This window comes from Enterobacter cloacae complex sp. IR53030, assembly GCF_049238365.1.
Lineage (GTDB): Bacteria > Pseudomonadota > Gammaproteobacteria > Enterobacterales > Enterobacteriaceae > Enterobacter > Enterobacter kobei.
The window spans coordinates 145,914-162,299 of the sequence record NZ_JBMKHA010000008.1 but is presented as its reverse complement, the minus strand read 5'-3'; the positions used below and the strand labels follow the sequence as shown (position 1 = coordinate 162,299).

Annotated in this window: 15 protein-coding genes; 5 read left to right on the top strand and 10 right to left on the bottom strand. The window is 55.8% G+C overall.

Translation table 11 applies throughout. From position 1 onward, the window contains the following. Nucleotides 1-7 precede the first annotated feature (7 nt). The 8 genes from ACOTXR_RS11030 to syd all read right to left on the bottom strand — a co-directional run bounded on the left by ACOTXR_RS11030 (nucleotide 8) and on the right by syd (nucleotide 8,320). A complete protein-coding gene (locus tag ACOTXR_RS11030) occupies nucleotides 8-1,147 on the bottom strand; it encodes a glycerate kinase (RefSeq protein WP_014885051.1) in 1,140 nt (379 codons plus the stop codon). A 77-nt stretch (nucleotides 1,148-1,224) separates the two neighbouring features. Further along, entirely contained in the window at nucleotides 1,225-2,562 is a 1,338-nt protein-coding gene (gene gudD / locus ACOTXR_RS11025; RefSeq protein WP_023331201.1) for a glucarate dehydratase, read from the bottom strand. Between the two features lie 15 nt (nucleotides 2,563-2,577). Then, nucleotides 2,578-3,918, bottom strand: a complete 1,341-nt coding sequence (locus tag ACOTXR_RS11020; RefSeq protein WP_058690180.1) for an enolase C-terminal domain-like protein — start codon at nucleotides 3,916-3,918, stop codon at nucleotides 2,578-2,580. After that, nucleotides 3,918-5,273 carry an MFS transporter gene (locus tag ACOTXR_RS11015; RefSeq protein ID WP_058690179.1) on the bottom strand — a complete coding sequence of 452 codons (1,356 nt, stop codon included), beginning with the start codon at nucleotides 5,271-5,273 and terminating at the stop codon, nucleotides 3,918-3,920. The genes ACOTXR_RS11020 and ACOTXR_RS11015 overlap by 1 nt, the downstream gene beginning before the upstream one ends. A gap of 294 nt (nucleotides 5,274-5,567) precedes the next feature. After that, the gene (locus tag ACOTXR_RS11010; RefSeq protein ID WP_023337703.1) at nucleotides 5,568-6,017 is read right to left on the bottom strand and encodes a flavodoxin; all 450 of its coding nucleotides are present in this window, start codon (nucleotides 6,015-6,017) and stop codon (nucleotides 5,568-5,570) included. A gap of 23 nt (nucleotides 6,018-6,040) precedes the next feature. Then, nucleotides 6,041-6,817 carry a tRNA pseudouridine(65) synthase TruC gene (gene truC, locus ACOTXR_RS11005; RefSeq protein ID WP_023331205.1) on the bottom strand — a complete coding sequence of 259 codons (777 nt, stop codon included), beginning with the start codon at nucleotides 6,815-6,817 and terminating at the stop codon, nucleotides 6,041-6,043. Next, entirely contained in the window at nucleotides 6,814-7,143 is a 330-nt protein-coding gene (locus ACOTXR_RS11000) for a YqcC family protein (RefSeq protein ID WP_014885057.1), read from the bottom strand. The genes truC and ACOTXR_RS11000 overlap by 4 nt, the downstream gene beginning before the upstream one ends. 631 nt (nucleotides 7,144-7,774) lie before the next feature. Further along, nucleotides 7,775-8,320: a SecY-interacting protein gene (syd, locus tag ACOTXR_RS10995; RefSeq protein WP_032635665.1), complete on the bottom strand. Its 546-nt coding sequence runs from the start codon at nucleotides 8,318-8,320 to the stop codon at nucleotides 7,775-7,777. Nucleotides 8,321-8,389: 69 nt separating this feature from the next. On the opposite strand from syd, the gene queF reads away from it, so the two are divergent. The 5 genes from queF (at nucleotide 8,390) to xni (ending at nucleotide 14,823) form a co-directional block, all read left to right on the top strand. After that, nucleotides 8,390-9,232, top strand: coding sequence for an NADPH-dependent 7-cyano-7-deazaguanine reductase QueF (gene queF / locus ACOTXR_RS10990; protein WP_014885059.1), 843 nt, complete (start codon nucleotides 8,390-8,392; stop codon nucleotides 9,230-9,232). Nucleotides 9,233-9,347: 115 nt separating this feature from the next. Beyond that, entirely contained in the window at nucleotides 9,348-10,712 is a 1,365-nt protein-coding gene (ppnN, locus tag ACOTXR_RS10985; RefSeq protein WP_014885060.1) for a nucleotide 5'-monophosphate nucleosidase PpnN, read from the top strand. 514 nt (nucleotides 10,713-11,226) lie between these two features. Further along, on the top strand, nucleotides 11,227-12,522 hold the full coding sequence (locus tag ACOTXR_RS10980; protein ID WP_014885061.1) for an HAAAP family serine/threonine permease: 1,296 nt from the start codon (nucleotides 11,227-11,229) through the stop codon (nucleotides 12,520-12,522). A gap of 65 nt (nucleotides 12,523-12,587) precedes the next feature. Then, nucleotides 12,588-13,955, top strand: a complete 1,368-nt coding sequence (gene sdaB, locus ACOTXR_RS10975; RefSeq protein WP_014885062.1) for an L-serine ammonia-lyase II — start codon at nucleotides 12,588-12,590, stop codon at nucleotides 13,953-13,955. Between the two features lie 112 nt (nucleotides 13,956-14,067). Next, nucleotides 14,068-14,823, top strand: coding sequence for a flap endonuclease Xni (xni, locus tag ACOTXR_RS10970; RefSeq protein ID WP_023337708.1), 756 nt, complete (start codon nucleotides 14,068-14,070; stop codon nucleotides 14,821-14,823). Nucleotides 14,824-14,883: 60 nt separating this feature from the next. Here the strand turns inward: xni and rlmM are convergent, their stop codons facing one another. Together rlmM and ACOTXR_RS10960 are read right to left on the bottom strand one after the other, a co-directional pair. After that, nucleotides 14,884-15,984: a 23S rRNA (cytidine(2498)-2'-O)-methyltransferase RlmM gene (gene rlmM / locus ACOTXR_RS10965; RefSeq protein ID WP_014885064.1), complete on the bottom strand. Its 1,101-nt coding sequence runs from the start codon at nucleotides 15,982-15,984 to the stop codon at nucleotides 14,884-14,886. After that, on the bottom strand, nucleotides 15,977-16,372 hold the full coding sequence (locus tag ACOTXR_RS10960; RefSeq protein ID WP_014885065.1) for a DUF423 domain-containing protein: 396 nt from the start codon (nucleotides 16,370-16,372) through the stop codon (nucleotides 15,977-15,979). The genes rlmM and ACOTXR_RS10960 overlap by 8 nt, the downstream gene beginning before the upstream one ends. Nucleotides 16,373-16,386: the final 14 nt, after the last annotated feature.

The following is a 16,386-nucleotide window of genomic DNA, read 5'->3' as shown; positions in this document are numbered from 1 at the left end:
GGGAGAACTACATTCCCTGCCCCACTTTCAGCACCGCCGCGATATTTCTGGCGGTCATCTGTACATTCGCGCTGGCATTTTCCAGCGCATCTTCCAGCGAGCAGATGGTGTAAATCACGCTAAACACCGCATCAATGCCGTGATCGTGAACCACGCCAACATCCGCCGTCAGACTGCCCGCAATCCCGATAACGGGTTTGTTAAAGCGTTTCGCGACCTTCGCTACCCCCACCGGGACTTTGCCGTGGATCGTCTGGCTGTCGATGCGGCCTTCGCCGGTGATAACCAAATCTGCATCGGCCACCTGGTCGGCCAGGTGCAGCGCATCGGTTACAATCTCAATGCCCTGGCGCAACTGTGCGCCGCAAAAAGCGTACAGCGCCGCGCCCATTCCCCCCGCCGCACCACCGCCAGCAAGGTTTAGCACATCCATATCCAGATCCCGGGCAATAATCCGCGCATAATGAGCAAGCGCATTGTCCAGGGTGATGATCATCTCAGGCGTGGCCCCCTTTTGCGGGCCAAATACGGCTGACGCGCCATCCTTTCCAACCAGAGGATTGGTCACGTCGCAGGCGACCTCAATCCGGCACTCGGCCAGACGCGTGTCCAGGCCGCTCAGGTCGATACGCGCGAGTTTTCCCAGCTCGCCTCCGCCCTGCCCCAGCGGCTGTTCACTGGCGTCGAGCAGCTTCGCCCCCAGCGCCTGCATCATCCCGGCCCCGCCGTCATTGGTGGCGCTGCCGCCGATACCGATGATGATATGCTTAACGCCCGCATCCAGCGCGTGACGGATAAGTTCACCAGTGCCCCAGGAGGTCGTTTTCAGGGGATCGCGCTGCGAAGGCGCAACCAGTTCCAGACCGCTTGCCGCCGCCATTTCAATAAAGGCGCTCTGTTCGTCACCCGAAATCCCGTAAAATCCTTCCACCCGCTCGCCGAGGGGACCGGTCACCGGGACATGTACCCTTCGCCCCTGCGTTGCCGCGATCATCGCCTCAACGGTGCCTTCTCCGCCATCCGCGACGGGCAGTTTGACGTAAACCGCCTCGGGAAAGATCTCGCGAAAACCGCGCTCTATCGCTGTCGCAACCTCAAGCGCACTCAAACTTTCCTTATACGAGTCCGGTGCGATAACAATTTTCATAAGCCATCCTTACGCATAGTCGTTACGTTAAGCATACACCACGTAAAGAACCGCTCATGGGAGCGGTCCCAGTGCGTTTATCGTACCATGCACGGACGTTTATTGTCGAATGTCCAGTCGGGGATCAGATACTGCATCGCCATCGCGTCGTCCCGCGCGCCCAGACCGTGTTTCTGATAAAGCTCGTGCGCTTTCATCACCTGGTCCATATCGAGCTCAATACCCAATCCCGGCGTTGAAGGCACCTGCACCATGCCACCTTTTATCTCAAACGGCGCTTTGGTCAGACGCTGATTCCCCTCCTGCCAGATCCAGTGGGTGTCGATAGCAGTAATGGTGCCCGGTGCGGCGGCGGCAACGTGGGTGAACATTGCCAGCGACACGTCGAAGTGGTTATTAGAATGCGATCCCCAGGTCAGGCCAAACTCATGGCACATCTGCGCCACGCGGACCGAGCCCTGCATCGTCCAGAAGTGCGGGTCAGCCAGCGGAATATCGACGGATTGTAATGACAGGGTATGCCCCATCTGACGCCAGTCGGTGGCAATCATATTGGTCGCGGTCGGCAGCCCCGTGGCGCGACGGAATTCCGCCATCACTTCGCGGCCCGAGAAACCTTGCTCGGCCCCGCAGGGATCCTCGGCATACGCCAGCACACCTTTGAGCTGTTTACCTATTTTGATCGCTTCATCAAGCGACCATGCACCGTTTGGATCAAGCGTCACGCGCGCCTGTGGGAAGCGTTTTGCCAGCGCGGAAATGGCCTCTGCCTCTTCTTCACCCGCCAGCACGCCGCCTTTCAGTTTGAAATCATTGAAGCCATATTTTTCGTATGCCGCTTCCGCCAGCCTCACCACCGCATCCGGGGTCATCGCCTCTTCATGGCGCAGCCGGTACCAGTCGCATGCTTCCTTCGTCTGGCTTTGGTACGGCAGCGGCGTCAGTGTGCGATTGCCGACAAAGAACAGATAGCCAAGCATTTCTACTTCTGAACGCTGCTGCCCCTCACCCAGCAGCGAGGCAACGTTAACGCCCAGGTGCTGGCCCAGCAAATCCAGCATTGCGGCTTCAATCCCGGTCACCACGTGGATGGTGGTTCGCAGATCGAAGGTTTGCAGCCCCCTGCCACCCGCATCGCGGTCGGCAAAGGTGTTGCGCACGGTGTTGAGGACATTTTTGTACTCACCCAGCGTTTTGCCCACCACCAGCGGAATGGCATCCTCCAGCGTTTTACGGATCTTCTCCCCGCCCGGAATTTCACCCACACCGGTATGGCCGGCATTGTCTTTGATAATGACAATATTGCGGGTAAAGAACGGTGCATGTGCCCCGCTCAGGTTCATCAGCATGCTGTCATGACCCGCGACCGGAATGATTTGCATGGAAGTGACGACAGGGGTCGTAAAAGTACTCATCGTGTAATCCTTTTATCAGTGACGTCCAAAAACAGGGCGCTTACGGTCAAATGTCCAGCCGGGAATAAGGTATTGCATCGGGCCTGCGTCATTACGCGCACCGCCCGGTAGCTTTTTATACGCCTCGTGGGCTTTATGAAGCTGATCCCAGTCAAGCTCCACGCCCAGGCCCGGCGCATCGGGTACAGCAATCTTGCCATTTTTGATTTCCAGCGGATTTTTCGTCAGGCGGGCTTCGCCTTCCTGCCAAATCCAGTGGGTGTCGATAGCGGTCGGATTTCCAGGTGCCGCGGCACCAACGTGGGTGAACATCGCCAGCGAAATGTCGAAGTGATTGTTGGAGTGGCAGCCCCAGGTCAGTCCCCAGTCATCGCACAGCTGCGCCACACGCACCGCGCCGGAGAGCGTCCAGAAGTGCGGGTCCGCCAGCGGAATATCGACGGCGTTCAGCATCACCGCATGACCCATTTCGCGCCAGTTAGTGGCAATCATATTGGTGGCGACCGGTAAGCCGGTGGCACGGCGGAATTCGGCCATGACTTCACGGCCAGAGAAGCCCTGCTCCGCGCCACACGGGTCTTCTGCGTAGGTCAGCACGTCTCCCAGACCTTTGCACAGGCTGATGGCTTCCTCCAGCAGCCAGGCGCCGTTAGGGTCAACGGTGATACGCGCCTCCGGGAAACGTTTTTTCAACGCCCGGGCGGTTTCAATCTCCTGCTCACCGGGCAGCACGCCACCCTTGAGCTTGAAATCTTTGAAGCCGTAGCGATCCTGAGCCGCCTCGGCCAGGCGGACCACCGCGTCGCGGGTAAGGGCTTGCTGGTGGCGCAGCTGATACCAGTCGTGGTTACCCGGTGATTGCGCCAGATAGGGGAGATCGGTTTTCGTGCGATCGCCCACGTAGAACAGATAGCCCAGCACGGTGACGGCATCACGCTGTTTGCCCGGCCCCAGCAGCTCGCAGACCGGGACATTCAGCGCCTTACCCAGTAAATCAAGCAGGGCGGCCTCCAGCGCGGCCACCGCGTTGACGCGCAGCTCAAACGTCCAGGCTCCTTTACCGAAGGTATCAAAATCTGCCGACTGATTGCCCTTATGCACCCGTTGAACCACCTTGTTCAGGCGGGCAACCTCCTGGCCCACCACCTGCGGAATTGCATCGACCAGGGTCTGGTAGATCACCTCCCCGCCAGGCGCCTCACCCACGCCAGTATTTCCTGCGCTATCAGTCAACACCACGATATTGCGGGTAAACCACGCATTGTGCGCGCCGCCAATATTGAGCAGCATGCTGTCCTGCCCGGCCACGGGAATAACGTTCATTTCAGTCACGATGGGGCTTGATTGCGTTGTCATCAGCCACGCTCCACTACGGGTTTGAGTTCAATACGTTTGATATCCCCCACCAGCACCAGGTAACTCAGGACTGCCACCAGCGCATGCACGCCGACGTAGATCAGTGCACCGTTGAACGACCCCGTCGTACCAACGATGTAGCCAATCGCGATTGGCGTAACAATCCCGGAAATGTTGCCGAACATGTTGAAAAGACCGCCGCTCAGGCCGCTGATCTCTTTTGGCGCGGTATCCGCCATCACCGCCCAGCCCAGCGCGCCAATGCCTTTGCCGAAGAAGGCCATCGCCATAAAGCCGATAACCATCCACTCGGCGCTGACGTAGTTGCAGAACACCATGGTCATGGAGAGCAACATGCCGAGCACAATCGGCGTTTTACGCGCGATTTTCAGCGATCCGGTGCGGCGCATCAGCCAGTCGGATATCACCCCGCCGAGCACGCCACCGATAAAGCCGCAGATCGCCGGGATCGAAGCAACAAATCCCGCTTTCAGGATCGACATACCTCGCGCCTGCACCAGGTACACCGGGAACCAGGTGATGAAAAAGTAGGTTAGCGCGTTGATACAGTACTGGCCCAGATAGATGCCGATCATCATCCGCGTACCGACAAGCTGTTTGATCTGCGCCCATTTCTGGCTGAAAGGGACTTTTACTTTCCCGGACTTCTGATCCATGTTGATCAGCGCACCACCTTCAGCAATGTACTCCAGCTCTTTCTTGTTTACGCCAGGATGCTGATTCGGTTCGTGGATCACTTTCAGCCAGACGAAGCTAATGATGATCCCTAGCCCGCCCATAAAGAAGAAGACGTGCGACCAGCCCACTTCGTGCGTCAGCCAGCCCATAATGGGTGCGAAGATCACCGTGGCGAAATATTGGGCGGAGTTAAAAATCGCCACCGCCGTTCCCCTCTCCTGCGCCGGGAACCAGGCCGCGACAATACGACTGTTTCCCGGGAAGGAAGGCGCTTCTGCCAGGCCTACCAGGAAGCGCAGCGTAAAGAGCGCGACGATAATGCCAAAACCGTTGAAAACATCGACAAAGCCCTGCAAAAGTGTAAATGCAGACCAGATAAAGATGGACCAGAAATAGACACGTTTAGAGCCAAAACGGTCCAGAAGCCAGCCGCCTGGAATTTGCCCGATGACGTAGGCCCATGAGAATGCGGAGAAAACGTAACCCATGCCCACCGGATCAAGGCCGATATCTTTTGCCATTTCAGAGCCGGCAATCGACAGCGTGGCGCGGTCACCATAGTTAAAGGATGTGACGATAAACAGCATCACCACTATCCAGTAGCGGGCATTCGTGCGCTTCTCAGCGCTGCTCGCTGCGTGGCTTAATGTACTCATTGTTGCACTCCTGAAACATAGCTTTCGCCTGGTTCATTCTGTACAGCACCGGTAGGGTAATCAGAATGAGATGTGTTTTGTCGTTTTGGTACGGCCTGAAGCCGTTTTATAAGTGACCGGAAAAGTATATGAAGGAGTAACACGTTCTCTCACCGTGCAAAAACACAGTATTAAAGGGTGTGCGAGCGGTTGTTTATGGCATAAGCCCAGGCAAGTGGAAGGTGGTTCACGGAATTGAGGTTTGGTGCGGAGTGTATTGCCGGGTGGCGGCTTCGCCTGACCCGGCCTGGAAAACTATTTCAGGAGCGTAGCCCACTGCTCGACCCACGGGTTCGATTCGCTTTCCGGTTCAGGATGCTCACCGGCATCAATCAGCAGCATCTCGCCGACGCGCTGGGCGCTCTGTTCCTGCAGGAGCGCATCAAACTGCTTGCCGCCGCCGCAGAAGTTTGCGTAAGAGCTATCGCCCAGGGCAATGATGCCGTAGTGAACGTCCGGCTGATAGCCAAGCTGGTCTTTAATGCCCTGGAAAAGTGGCACGATGCTGTCCGGCAGATCGCCCTGCCCGGTAGTGGACGTCACCACCAGAATGTATTTATCTTTGTACTTTTCCCAGTCTGCCAGTTCCGGGTCTTCATAGACCGTGGCTTTATGGCCCTGGCTTGCCAGAATCGCCTCAGCCTCTTCCGCTACCAGCAGTGAGTTGCCGTACATAGTGCCGACAAAAATGCCTACTTCAGCCATGATATTTTTCCCTATGAATGCGTTTACTGTTCATCCTGAACGTTGCCAGATACAAACTCAACCCTTTCATTTTCGGGGAGTTGCCCCAGCCAGCCAAACTGTGACAGCGCCTGCATCCAGACATCATCCAGCCCTGCACGGATATTCAGCGGTTCGCCGGTAAACGGGTGGGTCAGGCTAAGCTCGCTGGCGTGTAACATCAGTCTGTTACAGCCAAAATGCTCGGCCGCGCTGCGATTCTGGCGCAGATCGCCGTGCTTGCTGTCGCCAATAATCGGGTGGCGCAGGTGCGCAAGATGGCGTCGCAGCTGGTGTTTACGCCCGGTTTTGGGCAAAAGCTCAACCAGGCTGTAGCGCGTAGTGGGGAATTTGCTGGTTGCCACCGGCATTTCCGTGGTCGCCATGCCGCGATAATCCGTCACGGCAGGCTGCGGGCCTTTGTCATCGCGGGCAAATTTATCGGCGATTTTATCCAGCTCCTCTACCAGCGGATAGTCGAGCGTGGCGGCGTCCGTCAGCCAGCCGCGCACGATCGCGTGGTAGCGTTTCTGGATCTGGTGCTGTTCGAACTGCTGAGACAGCAGACGTCCCGCCTCGCTGGAAAGCCCCATCAGCAGCACGCCGGAGGTCGGTCTGTCGAGACGATGGGCGGTAAAAACATGCTGACCAATCTGGTCGCGTACGGTCTGCATCACGACCACTTTCTCGTCGCGATCCAGCCAGCTGCGGTGCACCAGCCAGCCAGACGGTTTATTCACCGCCACCAGCCACTCGTCCTGATAGAGGATCTCAAGCGTCATGCATCTTCACCGGCAAACAGGGCATCCAGTTTTTCCAGCTCAACCAGCATGACCGCGCGCGCAGGGTGCGTCGCCTCAAGAGCCATTTCATAATAGGGAGAGACCGCAAACGCCTGCGGCAGCGGATGACCGCCTTCCAGCAGCGCGTGCATGCGCGGAATTAACACCCACTGGAGCCACTCGAACGGGGCCAGGGTATCCAGACAAAATGGCTGGGTGCTGGCGAACGCTTCCGGCTGCGGCGCGGTCTCTTGCCACAGCTGATGTTGGCGCAAAAGGGCTTCGATGGCGTGCAACTGAGCACGAATGCTATCGTGTTGCGTCATGGTAACCTCAACTGAAAAAGTGAACGGCGCGCAGCATAGCATTGCGGGAGGCAGAAATAAAAAAAGGGAGCACTGTAAAAACAGTGCTCCCGGTTCGTTCCGCAGCATTCCAGCTACAATTCGTGCTCCCTGCTCATCCGTGACAACTTTTCCTGATGCCCGAAGGGCTGGTCATCCGTCTACCTTTCGCATCCTGCACACATCTTCCTGACGTGCTTGTTTCATCCTGAAACGTCCTGGCCTTCCTGACCCACCGACCGTCCTGTTCGGCTCTCGTTCTCCTTCCTGGAGGTGTCCCTTACGCGTCCTGCGTTATCCCTTTGCTTCATCCTGAAGCCTTCCTGCAGCGTCATCCTGACGTGTCCTGAGTAAGAAACGCCATCATCCTGATGTTCGTTTCTCGTGTCGGCGTCCTGTCGACAGAGATAGAATCCGCTATTCCGCTTCGTCTTACAACCCACCAGGGGAGCGTTGTAAGACGTAAGAAAGCCCTATAAAAGCTGGGATAAACAGCTAATCCATTGAAAAACAGCGTGATATTAATCTTAATTAAATGAGGTAATACTGAATGTTCCAGCGATCTCTCACAAACCTTGTAAGAGATCTCTCACACGCGCTGTAGCATTATGGATTACAGAAGAGGCTCAAGTCGGGTAAGGAAATCCGCAAGTGAAGGGGCGAGGGTCTCGCGATTGCGGGTGCCGATGGTCTCTTTAATCACTTCGCCAGACAGGTTACAGACGGAAATCACATCCAGGTCACTGTCGAGCGTAGCAATAAAGAGCGTCGGAGAAAGCTTAAGGCGTTTTTGCGTGACCAGATGACCAATCAGGTTTTCCTGAACACGCTGCAGATCGTCTTCGCTCCAGGTCTGCAACAGCGTCAGCGTCAAATCACCCAAGCGAGCGGGCATATCCCCTGCAAATTGCGTGACGTAAAACGCGTGAACCGCTGGTTGTACCACAATCTCCATAGCCCGTTCAACCGCATTTACATTTTGCCCGGCGGTACTCGGCTTCGGCTGCCAGATAACATAATCATCCTGAGAAGAGATAATGCACGGTGACGGTACGCCATATAATTCAGCACTTTGCGGCCACGTTCCATGCTTTTCATGCCACGCATCGCAATAGCGGGTCGTGAAGGTAGTAAGGGCATTTGCAGTTTCGATGTCCACCGATTTCTCTCTTCTTGTAAGACAGGATAAACTCAGCCCATAAGTGTACCTGTAAAGTGGCTATGAAACATGTCTTACGAAAATCATCAGGCGTTAACCGGCTTAACGCTGGGTAAATCGACCGATTACCGCGATACCTACGATGCAAGCCTGCTGCAGGGTGTGCCGCGCAGTCTGAACCGCGATCCTCTGGGATTGCACGCGGACGCGCTGCCGTTCGTGGGCGGCGATATCTGGACGCTGTATGAAATCTCCTGGCTCAACGCGCGCGGCCTGCCGCAGGTGGCGGTCGGACACGTTGAGCTGGATTACGCCAGCCAGAATCTGGTGGAATCCAAGAGCTTTAAGCTCTATCTCAACAGTTTCAACCAGACCAAATTTAATCACTGGGATGAGGTTCAGCAGACGCTGGAACGCGATTTAACCGCCTGTGCTCAGGGTCAGGTCAGCGTTTCGCTGTACCGCCTGCACGAACTGGAAGGGCAGCCGATCGCCCACTTCAACGGAACCTGCATCGACGATCAGGATATCGAGGTGGAGAATTATGAATTCAGCGCCGATTACCTCGAAAACGCGGCGAGCGGCAAGGTGGTTGAAGAGACGCTGGTCAGCCATCTGCTGAAATCCAACTGTCTGATTACCCACCAGCCGGACTGGGGTTCGGTACAGATCCAGTATCGCGGCCCGAAAATCGATCGCGAAAAGCTGCTGCGCTATCTGGTGTCGTTCCGCCATCACAACGAATTCCACGAGCAGTGCGTGGAGCGTATTTTTAGTGATATCCAGCGTTTCTGCCAGCCAGAGAAGTTGAGCGTTTACGCGCGCTATACCCGACGTGGTGGGCTGGACATTAACCCGTGGCGCACCAACACTGATTTTGTGCCAGCGACGGGTCGCCTGGTACGTCAATAATATAAATTTTTTCACAATATGCGGGCGGTATTCCGCCCGAAGTGTTGTGAAACCTCACACGCCAGGGCTATTGTAATCAAAGGGAATGACGATAATCGTCCCATAAGGAGCTCACTTGATTACACATATTAGCCCGCTTGGCTCAATGGATATGTTGTCGCAGCTGGAAGTGGACATGCTTAAACGCACGGCCAGCAGCGATTTGTATCAATTGTTTCGTAACTGTTCACTTGCCGTACTGAACTCCGGAAGCCTGACAGATAACAGTAAAGAACTGCTGTCCCGCTTCGAAAGCTTTGATATCAACGTGCTGCGCCGCGAGCGCGGCGTGAAACTGGAAGTGATCAACCCGCCAGAAGAGGCCTTTGTTGACGGGCGTATCATTCGTTCCCTTCAGGCCAACCTGTTTGCCGTACTGCGTGACATCCTGTTTGTTAACGGGCAGATCCACAACGCAGGCCGTTTCCAGCATCTCGATCTGGAAAGCTCGGTCCATATTACCAACCTGGTATTCTCTATTCTGCGCAACGCACGTGCCCTGCACGTTGGCGAAGCCCCGAACATGGTGGTCTGCTGGGGCGGTCACTCGATTAACGAAACCGAATATCTCTATGCCCGCCGGGTAGGAACGCAGCTTGGCCTGCGTGAGCTAAATATCTGTACCGGCTGTGGTCCAGGGGCAATGGAAGCGCCAATGAAAGGTGCCGCGGTGGGTCATGCGCAGCAGCGTTACAAAGAGGGACGGTTTATCGGCATGACCGAGCCGTCAATCATTGCCGCTGAGCCGCCTAACCCACTGGTGAACGAGCTGATTATCATGCCGGATATCGAGAAACGCCTGGAGGCGTTTGTCCGTATCGCGCACGGTATTATCATCTTCCCGGGCGGCGTGGGCACGGCGGAAGAGCTGCTCTATCTGCTGGGTATTCTGATGAACCCGGCCAACAAAGATCAGGTTCTGCCGCTGATCCTGACCGGGCCAAAAGAGAGCGCAGACTACTTCCGCGTGCTGGACGAGTTTATCGTGCATACGCTGGGAGAAACCGCGCGTCGTCACTACCGCATCATCATCGATGACGCGGCGGAAGTGGCGCGTCAGATGAAAAAAGCGATGCCGCTGGTGAAAGAGAATCGTCGTGATACCGGCGATGCTTACAGCTTCAACTGGTCAATTCGTATTGCGCCCGATCTGCAGATCCCGTTTGAGCCTACCCATGAAAATATGGCGAACCTCAAACTCTACCCGGACCAGCCGGTGGAAGTGCTGGCTGCCGATCTGCGTCGCGCCTTCTCCGGGATTGTCGCGGGGAACGTGAAAGAGATGGGCATTCGCGCGATTGAGCAGTATGGTCCGTACAAGATCCACGGTGACCGGGAGATGATGCGTCGCATGGATGACATGCTTCAGGGCTTTGTGGCCCAACACCGCATGAAGTTGCCGGGCTCAGCCTATATTCCGTGCTACGAAATCTGCACTTAACGGTTGGTCTGTTGTCGTTAAAGCCGGGACGCCCTGTTGTGCGTCCCGGCTTTTTTATTACCGAATCAATTCATAGATATCACTTATGTCTTAAACAAACTCGCCGCAAACGCAAACGATTACCTCGCATTAGCAACCGCAAATTATCAGCCTTAATCTAAATTACCCGCCAGAAAATCCTAAAAAGCCATTTCTTTACAGCAAAAGACACCTATCTCGCGGGCCGCCCTTTTAGCTTACATGTCGTTGGTGATAGCCTGCGCGCGCGTAAATTCTCTTTGATGTTTTTTTAACAGATAAATGGTCTAAAGATGCCCACTTCATAAGTGGATTATTGCATTTGGGATCAGGATCACTGATAGATTCATAACGAGAATGTATCTTTCCGCCCGCCAATAGTTACGGGCGAAAATTATTAAAAAACCGTCACTGAACGAATTTCATATTACCGTCAGGCACTTTTTCATCGGATTTGACTAGAAACCTGACAATTTGCTTCCTCCAGGAGATATAGATGGAAACCACTCAAACCAGCACCGTTGCTTCGATTGAATCCCGAAGTGGTTGGCGCAAAACGGATACCATGTGGATGCTTGGCCTTTACGGCACAGCAATCGGCGCTGGTGTACTGTTTCTTCCTATCAACGCAGGCGTCGGCGGTCTGATTCCGCTGATCATCATGGCCATCATCGCCTTCCCGATGACCTACTTCGCACACCGCGGTCTGACCCGCTTCGTGCTGTCCGGTAAAAACCCGGGCGAAGACATCACTGAAGTTGTTGAAGAACACTTCGGCGTGGGTGCAGGTAAACTGATTACCCTGCTCTACTTCTTCGCGATTTATCCCATCCTGCTGGTTTACAGCGTGGCCATCACCAACACCGTTGAAAGCTTCATGTTGCACCAGCTGCACATGACGCCACCACCGCGTGCCATCCTGTCTCTGATCCTGATTGTCGGCATGATGACCATCGTGCGCTTCGGTGAGCAGATGATTGTGAAAGCCATGAGCGTGCTGGTATTCCCGTTTGTCGCTGCACTGATGCTGCTGGCCTGCTACCTGATCCCACAGTGGAACGGTGCCGCACTGGAAACGCTGTCCCTGAGCAGCGCGTCTGCAACCGGTAACGGCCTGCTGATGACCCTGTGGCTGGCAATCCCGGTCATGGTCTTCTCCTTCAACCACTCCCCGATCATCTCCTCTTTCGCGGTGGCGAAACGTGAAGAGTACGGTAATGGCGCTGAGAAGAAGTGCTCCAGCATCCTGGCTCGCGCTCACATCATGATGGTGCTGACCGTGATGTTCTTCGTCTTCAGCTGCGTACTGAGCCTCTCCCCGGCAGACCTGGCGGCAGCGAAAGATCAGAACATCTCTATTCTGTCTTACCTGGCGAACCACTTTAACGCACCGCTGATTGCGTGGATGGCACCGATCATCGCGATGATCGCCATCACCAAATCCTTCCTGGGCCACTACCTGGGCGCACGCGAAGGCTTCAACGGTATGGTGATTAAATCTCTGCGTGGTAAAGGCAAGAGCATTGAAATCAGCAAGCTGAATAAAATCACTGCGCTGTTCATGCTGCTCACCACCTGGGCGGTAGCGACCCTGAACCCAAGCATCCTGGGTATGATTGAAACGCTGGGTGGCCCGGTCATCGCGATGATTCTGTTCCTGATGCCGATGTATGCGATTCAGAAAGTGCCAGCCATGCGTAAGTACAGCGGCCATGTGAGTAATGTCTTCGTGGTTATCATGGGTCTTATCGCTATCTCTGCGATCTTCTACTCCCTGTACACCATGTTCTGATTGTCACCCGCGCCGTCTTCGGACGGCGCACTCCTCCCTCTCTGACTGAAAGCAATGGACGCATCATGATTAGCGTATTCGATATCTTCAAAATCGGTATTGGTCCTTCCAGCTCTCACACCGTCGGACCAATGAAAGCCGGTAAGCAGTTCACGGACGACTTGATTGCACGCGGCATCTTGCATGACGTTACCCGCGTGGTTGTCGATGTTTACGGTTCCCTTTCTCTGACCGGGAAAGGCCACCATACCGATATCGCCATTATCATGGGCCTGGCGGGGAACCTGCCGGATACCGTTGATATTGATGCGATCCCTGGATTCATCCAGGATGTGAACACCCACGGTCGTTTGCTGCTGGCGAACGGTGAGCATGAGGTTGAATTCCCGGTTGACCATTGCATGAATTTCCATGCGGACAACCTGTCGCTGCACGAAAACGGCATGCGCATTACCGCGTTGGCCGGCGACAAAGCGGTTTACAGCCAGACGTATTACTCTATCGGCGGCGGTTTTATCGTCGACGAAGACCACTTTGGTCAAACCAGTACCTCTTCTGTTGAAGTGCCGTATCCGTACAAAACGGCGGCGGATCTTCAGCGTCACTGCCAGGAGACGGGGCTTTCCCTCTCTGGTCTAATGATGAAAAACGAGCTGGCCCTTCACAGCAAAGAGGAACTTGAACAGCACTTCACCAGCGTCTGGGAAGTGATGCGCGGCGGTATTGAGCGCGGGATCACTACCGAAGGCGTTCTGCCTGGCAAGCTTCGCGTACCGCGTCGTGCGGCGGCGCTGCGCCGTATGCTGGTGAGCACCGACAAAACGACTACCGACCCTATGGCCGTCGTGGATTGGATTAACATGTTCGCCCTGGCGGTGAATGAAGAGAACGCCGCAGGGGGCCGCGTGGTCACCGCGCCGACCAACGGCGCATGCGGTATCGTTCCGGCCGTGCTGGCGTACTACGACAAGTTTATCCGTGAGGTCAACGCCAACTCTCTGGCGCGCTACCTGCTGGTCGCCAGCGCGATTGGTTCTCTGTATAAGATGAACGCGTCGATTTCCGGTGCGGAAGTAGGCTGCCAGGGTGAAGTCGGCGTGGCCTGCTCCATGGCGGCGGCGGGTCTGGCTGAACTGCTGGGCGCCAGCCCGGCTCAGGTGTGCATTGCGGCGGAAATCGGCATGGAGCATAACCTGGGTCTGACCTGTGACCCGGTTGCCGGGCAGGTACAGGTACCGTGCATCGAGCGTAACGCGATCGCCTCCGTGAAGGCGGTGAACGCGGCACGTATGGCCCTGCGCCGCACCAGCGAACCGCGCGTCTGCCTCGATAAAGTTATCGAAACCATGTACGAAACAGGCAAAGATATGAACGCCAAATACCGCGAAACCTCTCGCGGCGGCCTGGCGATGAAGATCGTGACCTGCGATTAAGCCTCTCAGGAAGCCTCGTTTTGCGAGGCTTCTTCCTGTTTTCCCTCACGCTATTCGTTTCAACCCGCTGACAGTGATACCCTTTACCCATTAGCTTTAAGGGAGATTATCTGTGGCTGTTCATTTACTTATCGTCGACGCGCTCAACCTGATTCGCCGTATCCATGCGGTACAGGGCACGCCCTGTAAGGACACTTGCCTGCACGCGCTGGAGCAGCTTATTCGCCATAGCGAACCTACCCATGCAGTGGCGGTGTTTGATGACGAAGCGCGGAACAGCGGTTGGCGACACCAGCGTCTCCCTGACTACAAGGCCGGACGCGCGCCGATGCCGGACGACCTGCATGCCGAAATGCCCGTTATTCGCGCGGCCTTTGAACAACGCGGCGTTCCCTGCTGGGGCGCGCACGGCAACGAAGCTGACGATCTGGCCGCGACGCTTGCGGTCAAGGTAGCGAGTGCCGGACATCAGGCCACTATCGTTTCAACGGACAAAGGCTACTGCCAGCTTCTCTCTCCCACCATCCGCATCCGCGATTACTTCCAGAAACGCTGGCTGGACGCGCCATTTATTGCCAGCGAGTTTGGCGTCTCACCAGATCAACTGCCTGACTACTGGGGACTGGCGGGGATAAGCAGCTCGAAGGTACCGGGGGTCGCGGGCATCGGGCCGAAGAGCGCCGCCCAGCTGCTGACAGATTTTCAGAGTCTGGAGGGGATATACGCCAGGCTGGATGACGTGCCGGAAAAATGGCGCAAAAAGCTGGAGGCGCACAAAGAGATGGCGTTTATCTGTCGGGATGTGGCGACGTTACAGACGGATTTACAGCTGGACGGGAACTTGCAGCAGTTGCGGTTAGAGCGTTAAACGGTTCACGGTTTTGTTGGCCCGGCAAGCACAGCGCCACCGGGCAAAACAAAGCGCGCGCTATCGCTCGTCGCGACGCCCGCCTACTGCCGCCCACCAGCGACGAATATGTACCGTCACCTCTTCGCGATCGTGATATAGCTGACGTGCCTGGATCTCCACGTTAATACCGTGCTCATCCAGTTGCGCCTGGATGTAGGCCAGGTTCTGGGAGACCTCCTCGTAGCGCTTTTTCATCGGCAGCTTGAGGTTGAAAATGGTCTCGCGGCACCAGCCGTTCACCAGCCAGGAGGCCATCAGCGCGGCCACTTTTGCTGGCTTCTCAACCATGTCGCACACCATCCAGGAGATGTTGTTACGGGTCGGACGATAGCGGAAACCGTCTTCACGCAGCCAGGTTACCTGCCCGGTGTCCATCAGGCTTTGCGCCATTGGGCCGTTATCAACAGACGATACCCACATATTGCGTTTCACCAGCTGATAGGTCCAGCCGCCCGGGCACGCGCCAAGATCGACGGCATACATACCGTTAGCCAGACGCTCGTCCCACTCATCGGCCGGGATAAAGACGTGGAAGGCCTCTTCCAGCTTCAGGGTTGAGCGGCTCGGTGCATCCGACGGGAACTTCAGACGCGGGATCCCCATATAGAATGGCGAATTATTGTTGGTATACGAATAGCCGGCATAACAGCAGCCCGGAGCGATAAAGAAGATGTGTACTACCGGACGCTTCGGCGTTTCGTAGTTCGTCAGCACGCCCGCATCACGCAGCGCCGCGCGCAGCGGCACGGTAAATTTGCGGCAGAACTTCATCAGCTCTTTACTTTCGTTAGTATCCGCCACTTCCACGCGCAGATCGCCGCCCTTCTCCACTACGCCCTGCAGCATGCCGACAATTGGCGTGATGCGGTCTTCCGGGGGAAGGTCTTTCAAGAGCTCACCCGCCACAAACATCTGACGAGCGAAGATCAACGAACTAAACGGCAGTTCGCGCGCCAGCTTATCCGCATCTTCGGGCTGATAGCATTCAAAGACCACATAGCCCGCATTCTCTTTCACGCGGGCAAAGCCGAAGACGTCGCGCTTCGCCGCTTTATCGGTAATTTCCGCGGCGCACTCTTTCTCAAACCCCGGGCGACAATATAAAACAACTTTATTCATGAACAACGCCCTTGCGTTTCAGACGGATAGCTCCGATAAACATTAATACCCACCCCACCAGGAAGCTGACGCCGCCGACGGGTGTAACAAACGCCCACAGGCGCAGATGTGAAAGTGCCAGACAGTAGAGGCTGCCGCTGAACAGCACTGTACCCAGCGCCAGAAAAACGCTGCTCCAGTAAAACCAGATGCTGATCCGACGCTGCATCGCCACCGCCAGTCCGAAAATAGCCAGCGTATGGAACGCCTGGTATTCAAGGCCGGTCTGGATCCAGCCCATCTCGACAGCACCCAACGACTTACTCAATACATGTGCGCCAAAGGCGCCCAGTGCAACAAAAATAAAGCCACTCACCGCGGCAAAAATAAGCATGAATCGGCTGGTCATGTTTAAGTCCTGAA